Annotated in this window: 19 protein-coding genes; 5 read left to right on the forward strand and 14 right to left on the reverse strand. The window is 56.0% G+C overall.

Features of this window, described 5'->3' with window-relative positions; all coding sequences use genetic code 11:
• Positions 1–6 precede the first annotated feature (6 nt).
• Both ERE07_RS03335 and hisD read right to left on the reverse strand, forming a co-directional pair.
• Positions 7–768 (reverse strand): SDR family NAD(P)-dependent oxidoreductase, encoded by a 762-nt coding sequence (locus tag ERE07_RS03335; RefSeq protein ID WP_130007370.1) that lies wholly within the window; start codon positions 766–768, stop codon positions 7–9.
• Positions 769–792: 24 nt separating this feature from the next.
• Positions 793–2,127: a histidinol dehydrogenase gene (gene hisD / locus ERE07_RS03340; protein ID WP_130007371.1), complete on the reverse strand. Its 1,335-nt coding sequence runs from the start codon at positions 2,125–2,127 to the stop codon at positions 793–795.
• 523 nt (positions 2,128–2,650) lie between these two features.
• Between hisD and ERE07_RS03345 the strand changes: the two genes are divergently transcribed.
• Positions 2,651–3,541, forward strand: a complete 891-nt coding sequence (locus tag ERE07_RS03345; protein ID WP_130007372.1) for a hypothetical protein — start codon at positions 2,651–2,653, stop codon at positions 3,539–3,541.
• On the opposite strand, the gene ERE07_RS03350 is transcribed toward ERE07_RS03345, so the two are convergent.
• The 7 genes from ERE07_RS03350 to ERE07_RS03380 all read right to left on the reverse strand — a co-directional run bounded on the left by ERE07_RS03350 (position 3,534) and on the right by ERE07_RS03380 (position 10,020).
• Positions 3,534–4,697, reverse strand: coding sequence for an FAD-dependent oxidoreductase (locus ERE07_RS03350; protein ID WP_130007373.1), 1,164 nt, complete (start codon positions 4,695–4,697; stop codon positions 3,534–3,536). The genes ERE07_RS03345 and ERE07_RS03350 overlap by 8 nt on opposite strands.
• A 116-nt stretch (positions 4,698–4,813) precedes the next feature.
• Positions 4,814–5,824: an alpha-ketoacid dehydrogenase subunit beta gene (locus tag ERE07_RS03355; protein WP_130007374.1), complete on the reverse strand. Its 1,011-nt coding sequence runs from the start codon at positions 5,822–5,824 to the stop codon at positions 4,814–4,816.
• Complete coding sequence (locus tag ERE07_RS03360) at positions 5,817–6,791, reverse strand: thiamine pyrophosphate-dependent dehydrogenase E1 component subunit alpha (protein ID WP_130007375.1); 975 nt, start codon at positions 6,789–6,791, stop codon at positions 5,817–5,819. Before ERE07_RS03360 ends, ERE07_RS03355 begins: the two co-directional genes overlap by 8 nt.
• 51 nt (positions 6,792–6,842) lie before the next feature.
• Complete coding sequence (locus tag ERE07_RS03365; protein ID WP_130007376.1) at positions 6,843–7,619, reverse strand: SDR family oxidoreductase; 777 nt, start codon at positions 7,617–7,619, stop codon at positions 6,843–6,845.
• A complete protein-coding gene (locus ERE07_RS03370) occupies positions 7,616–8,392 on the reverse strand; it encodes an HpcH/HpaI aldolase family protein (RefSeq protein ID WP_130007377.1) in 777 nt (258 codons plus the stop codon). The genes ERE07_RS03365 and ERE07_RS03370 overlap by 4 nt, the downstream gene beginning before the upstream one ends.
• Entirely contained in the window at positions 8,389–9,741 is a 1,353-nt protein-coding gene (locus ERE07_RS03375) for a Rieske 2Fe-2S domain-containing protein (RefSeq protein WP_130007378.1), read from the reverse strand. Before ERE07_RS03375 ends, ERE07_RS03370 begins: the two co-directional genes overlap by 4 nt.
• Positions 9,742–9,789: 48 nt before the next feature.
• Entirely contained in the window at positions 9,790–10,020 is a 231-nt protein-coding gene (locus ERE07_RS03380) for a rubredoxin (RefSeq protein WP_425330943.1), read from the reverse strand.
• A gap of 110 nt (positions 10,021–10,130) precedes the next feature.
• Between ERE07_RS03380 and ERE07_RS03385 the strand changes: the two genes are divergently transcribed.
• Complete coding sequence (locus ERE07_RS03385) at positions 10,131–10,958, forward strand: IclR family transcriptional regulator (RefSeq protein ID WP_130007379.1); 828 nt, start codon at positions 10,131–10,133, stop codon at positions 10,956–10,958.
• Positions 10,959–11,005: 47 nt separating this feature from the next.
• Here the strand turns inward: ERE07_RS03385 and ERE07_RS03390 are convergent, their stop codons facing one another.
• Genes ERE07_RS03390 through ERE07_RS03410 form a run of 5 tightly spaced genes read right to left on the reverse strand, consistent with a single transcriptional unit; the run spans position 11,006 to position 14,952 of the window.
• Positions 11,006–12,175 carry an acetyl-CoA acetyltransferase gene (locus ERE07_RS03390; RefSeq protein WP_130007380.1) on the reverse strand — a complete coding sequence of 390 codons (1,170 nt, stop codon included), beginning with the start codon at positions 12,173–12,175 and terminating at the stop codon, positions 11,006–11,008.
• Positions 12,165–12,569, reverse strand: a complete 405-nt coding sequence (locus tag ERE07_RS03395) for a Zn-ribbon domain-containing OB-fold protein (protein WP_167670709.1) — start codon at positions 12,567–12,569, stop codon at positions 12,165–12,167. Before ERE07_RS03395 ends, ERE07_RS03390 begins: the two co-directional genes overlap by 11 nt.
• Positions 12,566–13,249 carry a 3-oxoacid CoA-transferase subunit B gene (locus ERE07_RS03400; protein WP_130007691.1) on the reverse strand — a complete coding sequence of 228 codons (684 nt, stop codon included), beginning with the start codon at positions 13,247–13,249 and terminating at the stop codon, positions 12,566–12,568. The genes ERE07_RS03395 and ERE07_RS03400 overlap by 4 nt, the downstream gene beginning before the upstream one ends.
• Positions 13,250–13,266: 17 nt before the next feature.
• Complete coding sequence (locus tag ERE07_RS03405; protein ID WP_130007382.1) at positions 13,267–13,956, reverse strand: 3-oxoacid CoA-transferase subunit A; 690 nt, start codon at positions 13,954–13,956, stop codon at positions 13,267–13,269.
• Between the two features lie 9 nt (positions 13,957–13,965).
• Positions 13,966–14,952: a Bug family tripartite tricarboxylate transporter substrate binding protein gene (locus ERE07_RS03410; protein WP_130007383.1), complete on the reverse strand. Its 987-nt coding sequence runs from the start codon at positions 14,950–14,952 to the stop codon at positions 13,966–13,968.
• Between the two features lie 340 nt (positions 14,953–15,292).
• Between ERE07_RS03410 and ERE07_RS03415 the strand changes: the two genes are divergently transcribed.
• From ERE07_RS03415 to ERE07_RS21815, 3 genes are all read left to right on the forward strand, one after another.
• Positions 15,293–17,467 carry a TonB-dependent siderophore receptor gene (locus tag ERE07_RS03415; RefSeq protein ID WP_130007384.1) on the forward strand — a complete coding sequence of 725 codons (2,175 nt, stop codon included), beginning with the start codon at positions 15,293–15,295 and terminating at the stop codon, positions 17,465–17,467.
• 42 nt (positions 17,468–17,509) lie between these two features.
• Positions 17,510–17,992, forward strand: coding sequence for an MFS transporter (locus ERE07_RS21810; protein WP_209021073.1), 483 nt, complete (start codon positions 17,510–17,512; stop codon positions 17,990–17,992).
• A gap of 191 nt (positions 17,993–18,183) precedes the next feature.
• On the forward strand, positions 18,184–18,843 hold the full coding sequence (locus ERE07_RS21815; RefSeq protein ID WP_280634357.1) for an MFS transporter: 660 nt from the start codon (positions 18,184–18,186) through the stop codon (positions 18,841–18,843).
• Positions 18,844–19,460 lie beyond the last annotated feature (617 nt).

Genomic DNA, 19,460 nt, shown 5'->3' on the forward strand with positions numbered 1-19,460 from the left:
GCCGCTTCAGGATGCCGTCCATCCACCGTCCACCATGATTGAAGAACCAGTAATCATGGCGGACGCGTCGCTGGCCAGAAACACCACGGCTCCCATGATGTCTTCTAAACTTGCCATTCGGCCCAGTGCAATATTGGAGTCTACGTATTGCTTGAATGCCGGATCATTCAGCATCGTCTTGGTCATCTCGGTTTCTATGAAGGTTGGACATATCGTATTGACGCGGATAGCCGCCGGCCCCAATTCCAGCGCAAGCGCCTTTGAGAACCCTTCAATGGCGTGCTTGGTCGCGCAATACACCGTTCGCTTCGGCCCACCCACATGCCCCATCTGCGATGACATATTGATGACACTGCCTCGTAAACTGTTTTCTTGCATCAGACGTGCTGCCTCGCGTGTCACATAGAACGCCGCCTTGACATTCAAATCGATGACGTCATCCAGGTCAGCATCCTCCAAGTGTGAAAGGAGAGCCGGACGATTCGTACCCGCGTTATTGACCACAACATGAAACGGGCCATATTCGATCATTCCGCGTCTCACAGCCGCCGAGTCGGTCACATCAAGCGTCCACAACGCCACCTGGGCATCGGGAGCGGCTTCCAGCACCACCTGCTTTGCGGCCTGCAAATCACTTTCCGTCCGGGCCGCCAACACGACCTGCGCTCCAGCCTGTGTCAATGCACAGGCTGCTGCCAGCCCTATGCCGCGGCTGGCGCCGGTTATCAAGGCCTTGCGACCATCCACACGAAAGCTAGGCATACGCATAGCCTTACCCTCCCACTTTTGCGATTATTGGTCCGATGCCGCCAACGGAGATACCGGCTGGTACCAGGGCACCTCGGGGCGATCGCCATAGCGGCGCACACGCAGATTGGCTTGCTCACCATGCCCTGCGAAGTTTTCCATATGGCATAGTCGCGAGCCATACTCGCCGATCAACGCGGATGCCTCATCAGTAACAACCTTCTGGTAGGTGCAGGTCTTGATGAACTTTCCGACCCACAGTCCTCCCGTGTAGCGGGCCGCACGCTTGGTCGGCAACGTATGGTTGGTTCCGATCACCTTGTCTCCAAACGACACGTTGGTACGCGGCCCCAGGAACAACGCGCCATAGTTGGTCATTTGCTTCAGGAACACATCCGGGTCTTCGGTCAGGACCTGCACGTGTTCGTAGGCAAGCGCATCCGCAATCTCGATCATTTCTTCCTGAGTGTCGCAAACAATGACTTGCCCGTAGTCCGCCCAAGAAATGCGAGCGATGTCAGCCGTCGGCAAGACCTGCAGTTGCCGTTCAATTTCAGCCATGGTGTCACGTGCAAGCTGTTCATCCGTAGTCAGCAGCACCGCAGGTGAAGTGGGGCCGTGCTCGGCCTGACCCAGCAAGTCCACCGCACACATTTCGGCATCCGCTGTACTGTCCGCAATCACCAGGGTTTCCGTAGGTCCGGCGAACAGGTCAATACCCACTCTGCCAAAGAGCTGACGCTTGGCTTCGGCTACAAACATATTCCCCGGTCCCACCAACATGTCGACAGCAGAGATACTCTCCGTCCCCAAAGCCATGGCGCCAATGGCCTGCACCCCACCCAACACCAGAATCTCTTCGGCGCCGGCAAAATGCATGGCGGCAACGATTGCCGGGTGAGGGGCGCCCTGGAACGGAGGCGCAGTCGACACGATGCGTTTGACCCCAGCCACCTTGGCGGTGAGCACGCTCATGTGTGCCGATGCGATCATGGGATATTTCCCGCCGGGCACGTAACAACCTACGGCATCGATAGGAATGTGTTTATGGCCAAGAATGACGCCAGGCATTGTTTCAACCTCCACATCTTTCATGGAGTTACGTTGAATGGCGGCAAATCCCCCAATCTGCTTCTGTGCGAACTTAATGTCTTCTATTTCCAGTGGTGACAACTGCTTGACCGCAGCCTCAACCTCCGCTGGCGATAACTGAAAGCGCTCTGGCGCCCATCCATCGAACTTCTGCGACAGCTCACGCACGGCATCGTCGCCACGCTTTTCAATATCGGCCAGTATCGCCTCAACAGTGGCGCGAACCTTGGCATCGCTCTCGGCGATCGCTTGCTCATCCTTGCCTTTTTTCAAGTACCTGACAGCCATTTGTTACTTCCTGTTATTTTGCAAGCGCTTGCAAATTTTGATCTAAATACCCAACCGGCTGGGCGACCGAGAAACTATATCGATTTTTGCAAGCGCATGCAAACTATTTCCTATGCCAATTCAGTCCAATATGATAAGGGTTTTCCCTGGTATATCTGCATGACTAACGTGATCAATGCCCTTTCCACAGGACAGGCATATGGCGCTGATGCGACACAGCCGTATGAGTTGTCTATCTATCCTGTGAGCCTGTCCGCGTTATAATATAACGATGCGTTAAACGGAGTTTGTATGATCCCTGCCTGGAATCTTCAAGGCGTAATCCCACCTGTCCGTCCGGGGTTGCCGGGCCATGATTTCGATCGTTCCCCTTACAAATCCCCATTGGATACGTTCATCATTACGATGGGGACATCCCCACGCTCGCCTGGAAGGGTTTCGTCCAATTGGATCTGGAGAGCACTCAAGATCTTGCGGCCGTGCAGGTTCTGAATCAAGTCAGAGCCAATCTTGGAGGCGCGTCATGATTCAACGCAGTGAATCGCTATTGTCTGAGATCCGGGAACTCGAACAGTTGCTTGATGGAATTCCAGAAACGGCAGTCATACAAAGAATTTCGCTCGAAAATCGCCTGAAATCGGTACGACAAGCGCTCGAACAAGAAGTTGTTAAGCCAAAGCCGTCGTGCGCGAGGCTAACGTTTCGAGGACGGCCGGTCGTTGGCAGTCGCGGAATTGCGGCTGATTTTGGGGGAAAGGCATCTAACGCGTTTGCCGATGCGTTCGCGGCCGTGGTCGCTGGCTTAAATGAAAGCCTCCATTTCATGGGGCCGATTCCTGATCGAGCAAAGAATCAGCTACTTATAACAGGAACCGCTATTGGGTCTTTTGGCTTCGAATTCGAGTTACCTGCTGACAGCTTGTTTCCCGACCAAGAAAAGACAGAGGAAGCTTTGCAGAGGATGCAGTCTTTACTTGAGGCTTCTGCAATAGGCAGCGACGACGAAGTCGCGGAGCTTGTCGATGTCATCCACCCTCGTGCTGTCAAAAAAATATCTGAATTTCTTGGCGTGCTGTCACACTATCAAGCTTGGTGCGGCCTGGAATTCAAACACAAGATATTTAAATTTGAGGGAATGGAGCAACTGGAAAAATCAGCAGGCCGGCTCAAAGAAGAAAATATTAAAGAAGGACGAGTCACTTATCAGGGTAAATTTCTGGGCGTGCTCCCGAACAGCCGATCATTCGAATTCCACACACTCCAGGGAATTATTAAAAGGAAGATTGGCGTTTCAATCGAAGATCCGGATTTGATTAACAGAGAATGGCTTAAGCGAGATTCCACTATCACATTGGACGTGGTTCAGGTGGGGCAAGGGCGCCCCCGCTTCACGTTAAACGCCCTTCCTAACTAAGTATCGGCGCAAGCCAAGGCGGCACGCGCTCTGCCAGCTTGCGGTACTCGCTTAGGTGCTCGCCCCCGACGACAAACCCCGTAGGTTTGTTCGCGGCATTAAAGTATGTTGCCCTGATGCTCGCCTGAGTCGCTGACTCAATGACCCAGTCGCCGTCCAATACCATCGGCGGCGAAATGGCAATCGGAAACGCAGGCGTTTTCACGACGATGGGCATCGCGGCATAGTTAACCGGCGTACGTTGGCCGCTCAAGGTTCTGGCCAAAGCCTTGGCGCATTGCATGATGGGCATAACGTAAGGCAGCAAGGTGCCGGACACCTGGGCGCAGTCTCCCAAGGCATAAATGTCTGCAGCACTGGTTTCCAAATAGCGATTGACAACTATGCCCTTGTCGATCGAGACGCCTGCCCGGCTGGCCAAATCAGTGCGGGGACGCAGGCCGATTGCACTGATCACGACATCCGCATGTTCGAGCGCCCCATCGGAGAGCTCAAGCTGCAAGTGCCCATCGGCATGATTGACTGCCTTGCAGAACGTGCCGCAATACACGTTCACGCCTATGTGAGCCAAAGCCTCCTTCATCTGCATACCAATTTGCAAGGGCAGCAAGCGGCTCAAGGGGCATGGTTCGGGATCAATCAACGATACCGTGTGGCCAGCGCTGACCAGATCGTTCGCAAATTCACAGCCTATCAGTCCCGCGCCCAGAATGGCGATGCGCTTTGGTTCATCCAACTGCGCGAAAAGTGCACCGTAGTCTTCCAGGTTATTGATCGATACGACGTGGTCTGCAGCGGTGCCCTTCAATGGCAGGCGCAGCGGCTCGGCGCCCACTGCCAACACCAGCTTGGCATATGACATCGGCTGGCCGGCGACCGTGAAGGTATGCTGGTCCGGCACTATGGCCTCTATGGCGCAGCCCGTGTGCACCTGAACCTTTAGTTGCTCGCGCATGCGGTCGACAGCCTGCCCTTGAAGCTTCGCCGCGTCTTTGCCGGCAGAAATGCCATTCGACAACATGGGCTTGGCGTAAAAATGGCCCTCGTCCAGCGTGAACAAGGTAATTGGGGTCTGCTCGTCGAACCGGCGCAGCTCTCGCGCTACCGCGTAGCCTGCCAGTCCAGTGCCAACGATGACGATAGGAGGGGCGTTCATCTGGATACTCCTGTGCTCTTGATGCTGTTGCTGTCTGCCGGTCAAAGCGAGGCCGATACACTCTAGACTGAATGCATCCCGGCCGGCCTGAGCCAGCGACAGGATGCAATGCCCGTTTATTCCGGCAAAGTCATCTTCAGCACTGCGTCACTGATCTGCGCAGCGTCAGGGATCAATACGCTCTGAAGATGGGGCGCGGCCGGCATGCGTACGTCTGGCGTGCCAAGGCGCCGCACAGGTGCGGAAAGATTCAGGAAATGGCGCTCTTGCGTGCGCGCAGCGATCTCTGCGCCGAAGCCGCCGGTGACGTTGGCTTCGTGCACGATCAACAGCCGTTTGGTTTTGCTCACACTTTCGTCCAGCGTTTTCCAGTCGAACGGCGCAACCCAACGCGCGTTGATCACTTCGGCCGAGATGTCATGCTTCTCGGCCAACGTTTCGGCGGCGGCCAGAGCCTGCGATAACATGGCGCCCCAAGTCACAATGGTGACATCCTTGCCCGGCCGGGCGATATGCGCGCCTTGCGCCGCCTCGATGTCACCGTCGATCTCGACGGCTTGCGCTTCGCCGTAATACAAACCGCGATTTTCTATCACCAACGTAGGGTCATCACATTTGACCGCGGCCAACGTCATGGAATAGGCATCCTGTGCTGTGGCGGGCAAGCCGACGCGCAAGCCAGGCACGTGAGCATAGAATGCTTCCAGGTTCTGGGAATGCTGGGCACATGACCCAGGCAAGGCGCCTTGCTGGGTGCGGATCGTCAATGGTGCGCCCAGGCGGCCTGCAGAAACATAGCGTACATTGGCTGCCTGGTTGACGATCTGGTCCATGGCCACCAGGCTGAAGTCTATCCACATGATCTCGACGATAGGACGCAACCCCGTCATCGCCGCACCCACCGCCGTACCCAGCATGGCGGTTTCGCTGATCGGCGTGTCGAACACTCGATCCTCACCAAAATTGTTTTGTAGATCTTTGGTAATGCCAAACACGCCACCCGGCTTGCCTGCATCCTCGCCAAAGAGAACGGTTTCGGGAAAAGTGGACATGGCTCGCTGCAGTGCGGCGTTGATCGCTTTTCCGTAGCTCAGCTCCACCACTGATGTTTGAATATCGTTATGCATACAGATGCTCCAGAATGGTCTTGGTATCAGCCAGGGGGGCGTCCAACGCTTTCTGCGCGGCGGCCTCTATCGTATTGCGTGCGTCGGCCTCACAGTCATCCAGTTGCGTGGCGGACACGTCCATCCCAAGCAGCTTTTCGCGCAGCCTGAGGATGGGTTCGTTTTTCTTTGCCTCGGCCAGTTCGCCACGTGGGCGGTAGCTCTGCATGTCGCCGTAATAGTGGCCCACCAGGCGCTGCGTCATCATCTCGATCAACACAGGTCCTTTTCCTTCGCGAGCAGCTTTTGCCTGTTCGGCGACGCAATCGCGCACCGCCTCAAGGTCGTTACCGTCAATTCGCATGCCAGGGATTCCATAAGCCTGCGCGCGCTTGAACAGATTGGTATCGCGCGTCATCTCGGCGATGGGCGTAAGCTCGGAATAGACGTTGTTTTCACAGACAAATATCACAGGCAGATCGAGATACGCTGCAAAGTTCATCGCCTCGTGGATGGCGCCTTGATTCATTGCACCGTCACCAAAGGCTGTCAGCGCAACGGCGCCATTACGGGTCAGCTTATTGGTGAGCGCCGCGCCGCAGGCAATTGGCGCGCCAGCGCCAACGATGGAGTTCTCGCCATAGAACCCCCAATCGGCCGCGCTGAAATAGGCAGATCCACCGCGTCCCTGGTTTACTCCTGTCTGCCGTCCGAGCAGCTCTGCAAGAATCGCTTCGGGCGGCACGCCGCAGGCCATTGCCCATCCATGCCCCCTATAGGTTGAAAACACCTGATCACCCTGCCGCAAGGCTTGTAGCGCGCCCGCATAGATAGACTCCTGTCCGATACAAAGGTGTACCGACCCTTGGATAATCTGCTGTTTGCGCAGCTCGGTAATCTTTTCTTCGAGAAAACGAATTCTCTGCATCATACTCAAGCCGATGATCGCGGCCTCTGTATTCTTGATGGGTAAATCACTGACTGTCATATAGCCACCTCTTTGGTAAAACTGCTGATGAATGAACTGCGCGGCCCATACTTAAAACATGCCCTTGTAGGCGCCGCCATCGACAAGCAGATGCTGGCCGGTCAGGTAGCTGGCGCCCTCGCTGCACAGAAATGCGCAGACATGGGCGATTTCCTCGGGCAAACCGAGTCGCCCCATGGGGATCGCCGCAGACACCGTCCGCTCGTAGGCCTCTCGCGATACGCCAGCGCGGCGCGCGTCGCGCTCCAGCGCATTGCTTTGTCTGGCTGTCAGAATTCTTCCCGGCAGTATCGAGTTGATGGTGACGCCGCTGGGAGCTGCTTGCGCGGCCCTGGCGCTGACGAGGTTGGCCAGCCCGGTCCGGAACACGCCCGATACAAGAAGGTTGGGGATAGGCTGCTTGACCGCCACGGAGGAAATCATCACCACCCTGCCCCAGCCGCGCCGCATCATACCGGGCAAGACCTGATCCAGAATGTCTGCCATGGGAAGAAAGACCGTTTCAAAAGCGCTTTGCCAATCGTCCAGCGACAACGCTTCGGTGGTCGCGGCGGGGCCGCCCATATTGAGTACCAATACGTCGATGTCGCCCGCCTGGGAAAGTAAATGTTGTCGGTCTGCGTCCAGATTCAGGTCCGCTACGCATGACGAAAGCTGAGCATGGGGATGCCTGCCCAGCAACTTGCGTTCGGCGTCTTCAAGGCGATCTGCATCCCTACCGTTCAAGCACACTGAAAGGCCCTCGCTGGCCAGCGCTGTCGCGCATGCATACCCGATACCAGCACTCGAAGCCAGCACCAGTGCCCGCCGTGACTCGGACTTGCTCACGGTTGCGCCTCCCCATGCTGTCGCCTGACCCGCTGCTGCAGGCTATCCGCTCCCGCGACAAGAATGCCCATCTCTGATCCCAGGGCTATTACACTGGCGCCCGCCGAAAGATAAGGGTCGCAGGCATGCTCGTTTGCGAGGACAGCTGCCACCTTGCCAGCCGCCCGCACCTGACTGATGCCGGTGATAACGGCCGCCACCACTTCAGGATGTCCAGGCTGACCCAGCAAGCCCATGTCCGCAGCCAGGTCATTGGGGCCAAAAAATACAACATCCACGCCTTCGACGTCCGCAATCTGAGGCAGGTTTTGCATCGCGATCCTGCTTTCGGCCTGCACCATCAGCACAGCATCCTCCGGCCGATGATCGCCGGAGATTTTGTCGCGACCATAGCGTGAGGCGCGCACACTCCCGCCCACACCTCTTTTTCCGGCTGGTGCATAGCGGCAATAACTGACAGCGACTTGCGCCTGCGCCACGGTGTCGACGTTGGGCACCATAATGGCGTGCGCCCCGAGGTCGAGGCATTGCTTGATCTGGCCCGCGTCCAGTCCGCCAACACGCACGACGGCTGTCGTGCTGGTGGACGAGATCGCAAGAAATTGAGCATGCAGTGTCGTCAAGCTGCCCGGGCAATGCTCAGTATCAAAGATCAGAAAATCATAGCCGCTGTGAGCGATCGCCTCGGCGGTCTGTGAACTGTAGGAACAGCAGAAAAGGCCGAACATCCTTTGCTGTTCCAGGATGCGCGAGCGCCATTGTTTGAGCTTCACGATTGCACCTTTTCCGCGGCCTGGCGCAGGTCAGCGCCGACGTAACCGTAGGGATGTCCAAAACGCTCGACCATGACCTGTTCGAGCTTCTTGCCTGCGTCCGCCACCCAACCGCCAGAGCGGACGGCGTAATGCGCCGCGCAGCCGGGCTCGGCGGGCTCCTGGCCTTCGCTGGCCAATGCCTTGGCGCGCTTCAGCATGTATTGACGAAACTTCACGAGACCGATATCAGTCGCACCGAGATGTTCGCGTGTGCGGTCAACAATGCCGCCCATACTGTTCTGAATGGCGGCGTCCTGCTCTGATACGCCTTGAATTCCCGTAAAGCTACCTTGACGCTGTGCCTCGCGATCAATCAGATAATCGTTGTGAGGCCCTCGCAGCGGATAGTAGTTCTCGTCAATTTCGGCGTGAACGGTCAGGCCCTTGCGGCAGGCTTCGCGCTCTTCTTCCGTCAGCGGACGGTCTGGATTCCACGTGTAGTTGTAGATCCAGCACGATGTGTCGGTGACGGGCACCCAGGTTTGCCCGTGATAGTTTTCGCCGGGAAACGCACTCGGTACAAGCGCGTGATTGGGTGCCAGAAACTGGGCGATGCGCCAGTAGAGATCCTGTTCTCCGGCAATCCGCGCACCCCCTATCGTGAGGCCCGCGGGAAACTCATTAATCTCGAACTTGGGTCGTGGATCTTCCTGCACCCAACGAATGCGGTCATTCTTGACACTCTGGGAACCGATGGCTGCGTGCTGCAACAGACTGGCGACGTCTTGTCCTTCCTTGGGAATCACCATGTGCAGGAAGGAAAAATGGGCGGTATCAATTGCACCTTCTACGCATTGCACCCAGTTGCAGTCCTGCCACTTTTTGGAGACAAACACATGCGACGCGGGAAGCAGCGTGAACTCCATCTGCGGCAGTTCTGGCATTTTGTCCGCCGGCCCCATGTATGCCCAGATAAATCCACCGGCCTCCCTCGTGGGGTATGTCTTGATTTTGATTCGGTCTTTGTAATTGGAATGACAGGGCGCGGTGGGCAGGTCTACGCAATTGCCGTCCACATCGAATTTCCAGCCGTGGAACACACAGCGCAGGCCACCCTCTTCATTGCGACCATAATAGAGATTGGCGCCGCGATGCGGGCAGACCGGCTCGACCAGACCGACACGACCGTTCGTATCACGGAATGCCAGCAAGTCCTCACCCAGCACCGTTACCCGCTTCTGCGTTCCTCCCGGCGCATCAAGCTCCTCGCACAGCAGAACCGGCAGCCAGAAGCGGCGCAGCAGTTCTCCCATGGGAGTGCCAGCGGCGCTGTGGGTCAGAATCTCATTGTCTTCTTTACTTAGCATGTCATGCTCCCTTGTATGTATGCGCTCGTTCCCGGAGGGCTGAGTTCGTCAAACCTGCACCATGATGAATTCGGATTTTCCAACGCCGCAGTCGGGACAGAGCCAGGAATCGGGGACATCTTCCCAGCGTGTTCCGGCCGGCAGGCCACTGGCAGGATCTCCCTGCGCCTCGTCATAGATCCAGCCGCACAGCACGCACATCCATGCGCCCATCAAGGCGTCTTGAGAGACGCTGTCGGCGACGCCAGCTTCGCGGAAAGCCATCGCTGTCTTTTCCATGTGTTTATCTTTTAGCTAGTGATGATTCAAATATCGAATACGTGATAATCTACCGACATTCGGTTTTCATTCACATCATTGTTTCGAATAATGAAACAAGTAGAGATGCCATGACGTATCTTTCTGCCATTCAACAAAGCGCCACTCAGCTGGAAGACTTCGATGGCGATCCACAGTTCGCCATGACGCTGGCCAAGGGCCTGGAACTGTTGTCCGCCTTCACGCCTGAAAGACCGATACTGAGCAACAAGGAACTGTCCGATCTACTGGGCATGTCAAAGTCCACGATCTCGCGCTTCACCTATACGCTGACCCGCCTTGGATACATGACCACGGAAAAAAGCTCCGGCAAGTTCCAGCTCGGCACGGCGGTATTGCCCATCGGATATCCCTTGCTGGCGAATATGGCGATACGCCAGATTGCCAGGCCGCTGATGAGCGAGCTGGCAGAGGCGATACAAGGTTCGGTTTCCATGGGAGTACTTGACCGGCTGCACATCACCTATGTCGAAACCAGCCGGCATCGCTCGATATTCAATACGCGCATGTCCGATATTGGGCTATCGGTGTCGCTGGCGGGCAGCGCCATTGGCCGAGCTTACCTGTGCGGCTTGAACTCTGACGCTCGCGAAATGCTGCTTAATACGCTGCGCGTCAAAAAGCCCAAGGAATGGGCCCAGCACAAAGACGCACTGGACAAAAGCATGCAAGACTACAGACGACTCGGGTTTTGCATGGCCGCGGGCGATATCCTTCCAGACGTTTACGGCGTGGGAATTCCTTTTGCGGGAATTCGACAAGGCGAGCTACTGGTTTTCAACTGTGTCGTGCATTCTTATCAAGGCAAAAACGGCGCCCTGGAAAATGAGATCGGCCCGCGCCTGCTGGCCATGGTCAAAAACCTTGAAGGCTTTATGCTGCCACACAGAAGCACCTGAATCAGTGCCAAGAACCTGGCAGCGGCCCGATCCCGTGCGCCGCCTACCTAGCGTGTCGCGGCAGACCCAAGGATGGCCGTAACCTGGCTGGCAAGCACGCCGCCATTGCCATGACACAACACAGTTTCGACCTGAGGCACCTGACGATCACCTGCATCGCCCCTGAGCTGCCTGACCGCTTCGATTACCGTAAATACGCCATACATTCCCGGATGCACGCACGACAGACCACCTCCATTGGTGTTGACCGGCAGGCCGCCACCAGGTTCGATCGCACCACTCTGGACAAATGCCCCTCCCTCTCCTTTTCGGCAAAAGCCCAGGTCCTCGAGAAATAAAATCACATTGATGGTGAAGGCATCGTAGAGCTGCAGAACGTCGATGTCAGACGGCTGCAGTCCGGCCATGGCATATGCCTTGCGTCCTGACTCCACTGCTGCCGTTGTGGTCAGGTCGGGCATCCCAGATATCTGGCGATGCGTCTGCGATGCGCCGGCGCCCAGCAGATAGACTGGCTTTGCCGACGCGTGCCCTGCACGATCTGCCCGCGTCATCACAAAAGCCCCAGCCCCGTCGGTCAATAGGCAACAATCACGTACGGTTAACGGATCACTGATCATTCGGGATGCCAGCACGTCTTGAACAGACAATGCTTCTCGCATGAATGCGTCGGGATTCAACTGCGCCCATTTGCGCGCGGATACCGCGACCTGCGCAAGCTGCTCGCGTGTCGTACCGAACTCATGCATATGGCGTGCCGCAGCGAGCGCGTACGACGTTGCAGGATTGAAGGGCTTGTAGGGTGCCTCGTAGGGTTGCGGCTCGAGCTGCCCGCGCGCGCGGATATGCTCGCGAAAGTCTCGCTGCGTGCGAGCGGTGCTGCCGTAAACCACCAACACGGCGTTGCACAGGCCCGCGTTCAGCGCGAGCGCGGCAGTCAGCAGGTAATTGACGTAGGATGCCCCTCCTACGTTGCTGCTGTCCATCCATGCGGGCTGAACGTTCAGGTATTCCGCCACGGACAGGCTGGGCAGAAATCGGCTGAAACTCGCGGTCATGAGGCCATCGATGTCCTTCATGCCCAGGCCTGCATCTGCCACTGCAGCCTGCGCTGCGTGGGCCAGGATTTCCAGTTCGGTAAAGCCACTGGCTTCGCCAAGGCCGGCAGTCCCTATACCGGTCACGGCGACCGAAGCACTTATGTCATTAAGCTTCATGTTGCGCACCACGCATTGGCACAAACAGAATGCGGCTTTCTTCTCCGCTGTTGTCGAGCCTCGCGGAAACACGGGCGCCTATCGTCAAGCCCTCATTGTTGTCCTCAGCAGCGCCGCCCATGATACGCACGCCTTCGTCCAGATCCACCAACAGTACCAATGGCCCCTTGCCATCCCTGGCGAAGACCCTGCTCATCGAATAAACCGTGCCCAGGCCGGTAGGTGCGCGCCACCGCAGCTCAGGCGATTGGCAATGAGGACAATATTCACGCGGGTAAAAAATCCATCGATTGCATGTCTGGCACTGTTGTATGTTCCATATGCCCGACCGAAGAAAACCAAAGTAGGTTGCTTCAGCGCCCGCGGCGGGCATCATGCCCTGTTGATCGCTCATTCCGTTTCCCTGGTCTCTATCGTGACGATGCGCATGTCCGCGGCGGGCATAAGCGGCGCTTGGGTCCATTGCTGAAGCGTCTCGAATGTGATTGAGTCCACCAACTCTCGCACCAACAGGCCATCGCTTGCCACATCAATCACCGCGAAATCGGTGTAAATGCGATCGACTACCTTTTTCCCGGTCAAGGGGTACGTGCACGCATTGACGATCTTGGGCTCGCCTGCCTTGCTCACATGATCCATCATCACATAGAGTCGCCGAGCGCCTGTCACCAAGTCCATGGCGCCACCAACCGCTGGCATTTCGCCTTCGCCTCCGGTCCACCAGTTGGCCAGATCGCCCTGCTCTGACACCTGGTACGCGCCCAAAAGGCATAGGTCCAGGTGCCCGCCGCGCATCATGGAAAACGACGTGACATGATCAAAAAATGAGCCGCCTTGCCGCAAAGCGATGGGTCGCTTGCCCGCATTGATCAAATCCCAATCGACTTGCGCGGGGTCCGTGACTGTCTCCCCCATGCCGAGAATGCCATTCTCGCTATGAAGAATGATTTCCTTGTCGCTGGGGATATAGTCAGCCACTTTCTCGGGTGTGCCTATACCCAGATTCACATACCAGCCGTCTTCGATGTCGCGGGCCACCCGCGCGGCGAGCTGTGTGCGGCTGTAGCCTTGCATGATTGTCGAGGACATGCTCAATTCCTTGCTTCCGGTGCGATCTGCACGACACGATCAACAAAAATACCCGGCGTAACGATGTGCTCGGGGTCAAGCGCCCCCAGCGCCACCACGTCGCTCACTTGAGCAATTGTCGTGGTCGCTGCCATGGCCATCACCGGATTAAAATTGCGCGCGGCCTTGTGGTAAATGATATTGCCCCAACGGTCGGCGCTCATTCCCTTGATCAGGGCAAAGTCTCCATGCAGGGGCTGCTCCAGCACGTATTCCTTGCCGTTGATTTCCCGCACTTCCTTGCCTTGCGCCATGACCGTGCCGGCGCCCACACGCGTGTAGAAACCGCCGATGCCAGCACCTGCCGCCCGCAACCTCTCGACGATGGTTCCCTGCGGAATCACTTCAAGTTCGATTTTTCCGGCCCGATACCAGCGCTGAAAAATGTTTGGATCGCTGCGGGGGTCTGCTGCGCGCGGGAAGGAACAGATCATTTTGGCGACACGGCCAGCATCCACCAAGGCCGCCAGTCCGTCCGTACCCGTCCCCGAATTGTTGTTCACAATAGTGAGATGCTTTGCCCCGTGGTCGATCAGGGCGTGGACCAGCTCGAAAGGGAGACCGGCGCCACCAAACCCTCCCACCAGAATGGTTGCGCCATCGTGTATACCTTGCAGGGCCTGCCCGACAGACGTGTGTATCTTGTTAAGCATGGCGTTGTTTTACTGAGGCTCTACACCAATCTGCCGCATGAATTCAGGCCACCGCTCCGCTTCGCTCTGCATGAACACGCCAAATGCTTCTGGCGTACTGCCCTGGATTTCGATGCCGGTGCTGCTCAGCGAGTCGATAAACGCTGGATCCGCTATGACAGCGCTCACCTCTTTGGAAAGCCGATCCACGACGGATTGGGGCGTTCCCGAGCGCACGATCAACCCCCACCAGACCCCGACATCCACAGAGGGGTAACCCACTTCGGCCATACTGGGGACATCCTCCAGGCCTGCAATGGACGAGCGTTTGTCACCCGTCACCGCAAGCGCGCGCAGTTTTCCTGCTTTAACCTGCGGTGCAACCGTTGAGCCGCCGTCAAAAATCATGGTGACCACACCGCTCATCACGTCTGTAATGGCCGGCACGCTGCCTTTGTAGGGGACGTGCAGCAAGCTGATATCGGCCGCGCTGGAGAAGAGCTCCCCAGCCAGATGCAGACTGCCCCCCAATCCCAAGGAGGCGTAGGACAGGTCGCCTGGCTTGGCTTTGGCCATTTCAACCAGTTCTTTAACGTCTTTTGCGGGAACGTCGGCATTGACGGCAAGATAAAGCGGCGTAGAGAACAATCGGCTGACCGGCGCGAAGTCCTTGAGCGGGTCGTAAGAAAGCTTCTTGTATGAACCCAGATTGGTGGCCAGACTGGTCATGGAGCCAAGAAAGATGGTGTATCCATCTGCGGGAGCCCGCAGCACTTGTTCCGCTCCGATGATCTGGCTGGCGCCGGGCTTGTTTTCCACAATAATGGGTTGTCCAAGCTTCTCATTCAGGCCTCGCGCCAGCGAACGCGAAAACGTGTCGCCCAATCCGCCGGGAGGATAGGGCACGACAAACTTGATGGGTTTGACAGGATACGATGATGCTGCCTCGTCTGCAGCCTGGGATGCGAAAGGAAGAAAGAGGCTACAAGCCAATGCCAGGCTCAGGAAATGCCGCATTTGATGTCTCCAAGACGTGTTTTAGCAAGAAGAGACAATCTATACCTGCGGGAAAAACGGTCAATGATTGTTTCGATATTCGGGACGGCGAACAGGCAGCCTCCTGATAGGCCCATCCTATCAATTAAGCATTCGGCTCGCAATAACTCGATACGATGCTCGTCGACACAGCTTAATCGACACCATGGCAACTTCGCCTGCCCCATATTTCACGGTTCTTCGTGTCTGATAAAAAATCAATGTTTAAGCAGTAAAAAAGCAGGTTTGCAGCGTTTTCCAGTCATCCTAATTCTCAATCTATTTTGAAACTCAATCCTCAATTCGGATAGGGAAAAAAAGAATGGCTATTACTACAACACAAATGAACATGGAGCGACAAATACCATTGCGGTTGCTCACGCCGCTGGCAACGCTGATCGTCACAGGCTTTAGCGCTGGACAATCCGCTTTAGCTCGGGACGTTGCTCCTTCGGCTAGGGCCGTTCCCCAGCTACCGGAGGTATCGGTGATCGGCACGCGGGAGGACCACACACTGCAGCACCTCCAATCGCCGGTCCTCAGCGGCGCGCTGGGCACGCGCAGCAAGCTTGAAACACCATTCTCCTCCACTGTGATCATCAGCGCGGACATCAAAGAGCGCCAAGTCAACAAGCTAGGGGACGTGTTCATGACGGATGCCTCGGTGTCCGACAACAGTGCAGCCTATGGCGCTTGGGCGAACTACCTTACTGTGCGCGGCCTGCCCCTGGATTGGCAGAATTCTTTCCGCATCGATGGAAAGCCGTTCATGAGCTATGCCACAACGTTACCGTATGAGCAGTTTGAACGCGTCGATCTGCTCAAAGGGGCAACAGGATTCATGTATGGTTTCGGTTCGCCAGGCGGTTTGGTGAACTATGTCACCAAGAAACCTACCAACGGGCCGGTTCGTGATGTCACAGTAGGGTACCAATCCAAAAACCTGTGGCACGAGAGCGTCGATCTGGGCGGACGCACAGGCGATAACGACCGATTCGGCTATCGGCTCAATGCTACGCACCAAGAAGGCACCTTATATAACAACAGCACCCTAAATCGGAACTCCGTATCGCTGGCACTGGATGCGCGCCTGACCGACCGTCTGACCTGGGATTTCCAGAGCATTTATCAGGATATCAAAGCATCAGATACTGAACCCACGATTTATACCGGGCTGTTGACTGGACACAATCTACCTTCGGCTGTGCGCAACGACAATGGGCGGCTAGTGGGAGACGGAACGCACTTCAATAATGCATTTCGGTTTTACTCTACCGGGCTGAAGTACAAGATCTCGCCAGATTGGACGCTGAGCACCAGCTACAGTCAATCATCCACCCAGACGCGACGCAACGAAGAGGTAGTCCAGTTTACGGACGAACTGGGCAACTACAATGACATTCGCTCCGATTACGGCGAGGCTTATCAGTTCAACTTCTGGCAGGCTATGTTGCAAGGGCGCGTCCAGACTGGGGCAATCCAACACGATATTGTGGCGGGTGCGTCGCAGCAAAGTCAGAAAAATGATTACGCCGGCAATGGTTTCTATCAACAGATAGGCACCGGGACATTGTCTATGCAGAATACCAATACTTATCAAAGCGTTGGCACCATACATAGTCTGGGTATGTTCCGGGGGGCGGAGATCGCCCAAAAGGCGATTTTTGCGAGCGACACGGTACAGCTGTCAGACCGGTGGTCAATACTGGGGGGGCTGCGCTATACCAATTATGATCAGAAGGCCTTTGGTCCTGGTGGTGCTCAGACATCGTCGTACAACAAAAACGGCGTATTAACGCCAACAGCCGCATTGATGTATAAGCTCATGCCGCAGACCATGGCGTATGCAAGCTATATTGAATCATTGGAACAAGGCTCCTCAGTTGGATCCCGTTATGCCAACCACGGTGCACAACTTGATCCCATTAAAAGCCGACAATACGAAATCGGCATCAAGAGCGTGCAAGAACGCTTGGCGGCGACTGCAGCGCTGTTCCGCGTTGAAAGAAAGACCGAATACCCCAACGTCGCCAATGAAATCGTGCAGGACGGCCTCTCGGTATACCAAGGCGCAGAAGTGGGAGCATCTATGCGGCTAGGTTCCTACTGGGACATAGGCGGCGAGGTGATGCTGCTAAATGCAACCTACGAGAAAGGCGCCGATAACATCGGAAATCGCGTTGTGGGTGCGCCGAAAGTCGTCGCTACGACTCAGGTTTCATACCGCGTACCACAAATTCCTGGCCTTAAACTTATGGCCAACGCCAAATACACGAGCAGCACCATGTTGCGGCCTAGCAATGATGTCGAGATGGATAGCTATGCCGTCTTCAATGTCGGAGCCAGTTATGAAACCACGGTCAATGGCTACGACACGACACTTCGTTTGGCGGCACACAATATCACGAATCAACGCTACTGGACCTACCAATACGCGGACTATATTAAAGCAAGCGATCCTCGCAGCATAAGCCTGACCGCCACCGCGCAATTTTAGGTCTATGCGCTCACGGCAACATCGCTTTTGATCAATATGGACGTGCAACGCTCCCTATATAGCGACGCGCCCGCGCCACACACCATCTTTCTGGCAGTCGGCGCGCTTTACGTCTCGCAAAGTGTCATCGGGGGGTTGACAATGCTCGGGCTGCCTGCTGTCTTGCGCAAGGACGGTTTGCCACTCGACCAGATCGGGCTGCTCTATCTCACCGTTATACCGTGGTCCCTGAAATTTCTCTGGTCGCCCCATGTCGAGCGAATCAGACATCTTGGCTCCGCACACCGCGGAACGCGTGTCCTTACGACGCTAGGCAGTATCCTGTGCGCGATGGGACTCGTGGCGCTTGCCTTTAATGGCCCTGCTATAACCGTCACCACGGTTTTCATACTAGTATTTGTAGCCCTCATAGCGTCAACCGTTGACATTGCTTGCGACGGATTCGCAGTGGAAAACCTAAAGCCCGAACATCACGGCTGGGGCAATGCCGCTCAGGTCGGCGGACCTATGTCGGGTCGGCAATAGGTGCTGGTGCCTTTCTGTGGATAGCGGCTCAACAAGGCTGGACGTCTTCGGTGCTGATCATGGCCGTAATTATCTTCGGCCTTGGTTTACCGTTCGCCTTCATGCGCATTTCAAAGACGACATCTACCTCGGCTTCCACCCAACCGTCCTTATAAACCGCGCTCAAGAGACGCGAGGTCCAACTTGGTCTACTGGTCACTGCTGTTTTCACCGTCGCGCAAAAATGGGGTGTCGCTATGCTTGGGCCATTCATGGTCGACTATGGCCTTGATCTACAAACCATCGGTATTCTTACCGGCGTCGGCAGCATGTTCGTTGGCTCGGTCGGCGCGCTTATCGTTGGCGCGGTGGTTCGTCTAACCGGCGCGAAATTTGTGCTCATCCTTGCATTGATCTTGCAAGCGGGTCTTTTCGCGGGGCTATTGGTTCTTTCCGTCCTCGCAGAACGTTTCCACAGCGTGATTTTGCTGCTTGGCATTCTAAGTTCGTCTGGTGTTATGGCATTCGGCTATGTTGCGCTTTATTCAAGCTTCATGCGATGGTCCGATATCAAGCAGGCAGGCGTCGATTTCACACTCTTTCAATGTGCCGATGGGCTATTCAGCATGCTAGGCGGCGTTGTGGCTGGGTTTATAGCTCAGCATCTCGGCTATACCCCATTTTATGTGATCACCTTGTTGATTTCGATCTCGGCTATAGGAACAATTGCTGCCATGGTCACTACCTTGCAAATCAACCGTTTTAAGATTGCGTTTTCTAACAGCAGAATTCAGGGTCGTTTGCTGAGTGCAGCGAGCCGGCCGACCCGCTCAGCATCTGGACAGAACGGCGATCTTGAGCATCGCATGTGAAAATATCAAACCAGGCCTGCAAGAGGCGATTACGCACGTTAAAGGCGATGACCGCAGCGTGCGTACACACCGCCACCGCGCTCAAGTTACAGACCTAATCGTCTAATGGCTAGCTATTGGACGCAAGAACTGGCTTTACGCTGATGGGTCGCCCAGGGCGTGCGCTTTCAATTCAGCATATATCCTATTGGTACAGCATGTGGTCTCACAGGAGAGACGGCATGCGGAAGGCTTTTGTTCAATTGGATCTGGAGAGCACCCAAGACCTTGTCGCCGTGCAAGTTCTGAATCAAACCCGAGCCGACCTTGGGGTTGCACCATGATTCAACGACGTGAATCCTTGCTGTCTGAGATCCAAGAGCTCGAACAGCTACTCAGCGGAATTCCCGCAGATGCCGTCATCCAACGGCTTTCGCTCGAAAACCGTCTGAAATCGGTCCTCCAAAAACTTGAGCAGGAAGGTGTTGAACCACAGCAGTCTCGCGCAAGGCTTACGTTTCGAGGACGACGGTTGTCGGTAGCTACGGAATGTGTTGTTGTCGTAGGCCCATGCAGACTTTGATCGACGAAAGGGAGAAGTGGAAACGCAAAGTCGCCGACCTGAACGACGCAGTTTA

The sequence above is a fragment of the Allopusillimonas ginsengisoli genome, from assembly GCF_004153455.1.
Taxonomy (GTDB): Bacteria; Pseudomonadota; Gammaproteobacteria; order Burkholderiales; family Burkholderiaceae_B; genus Allopusillimonas; species Allopusillimonas ginsengisoli.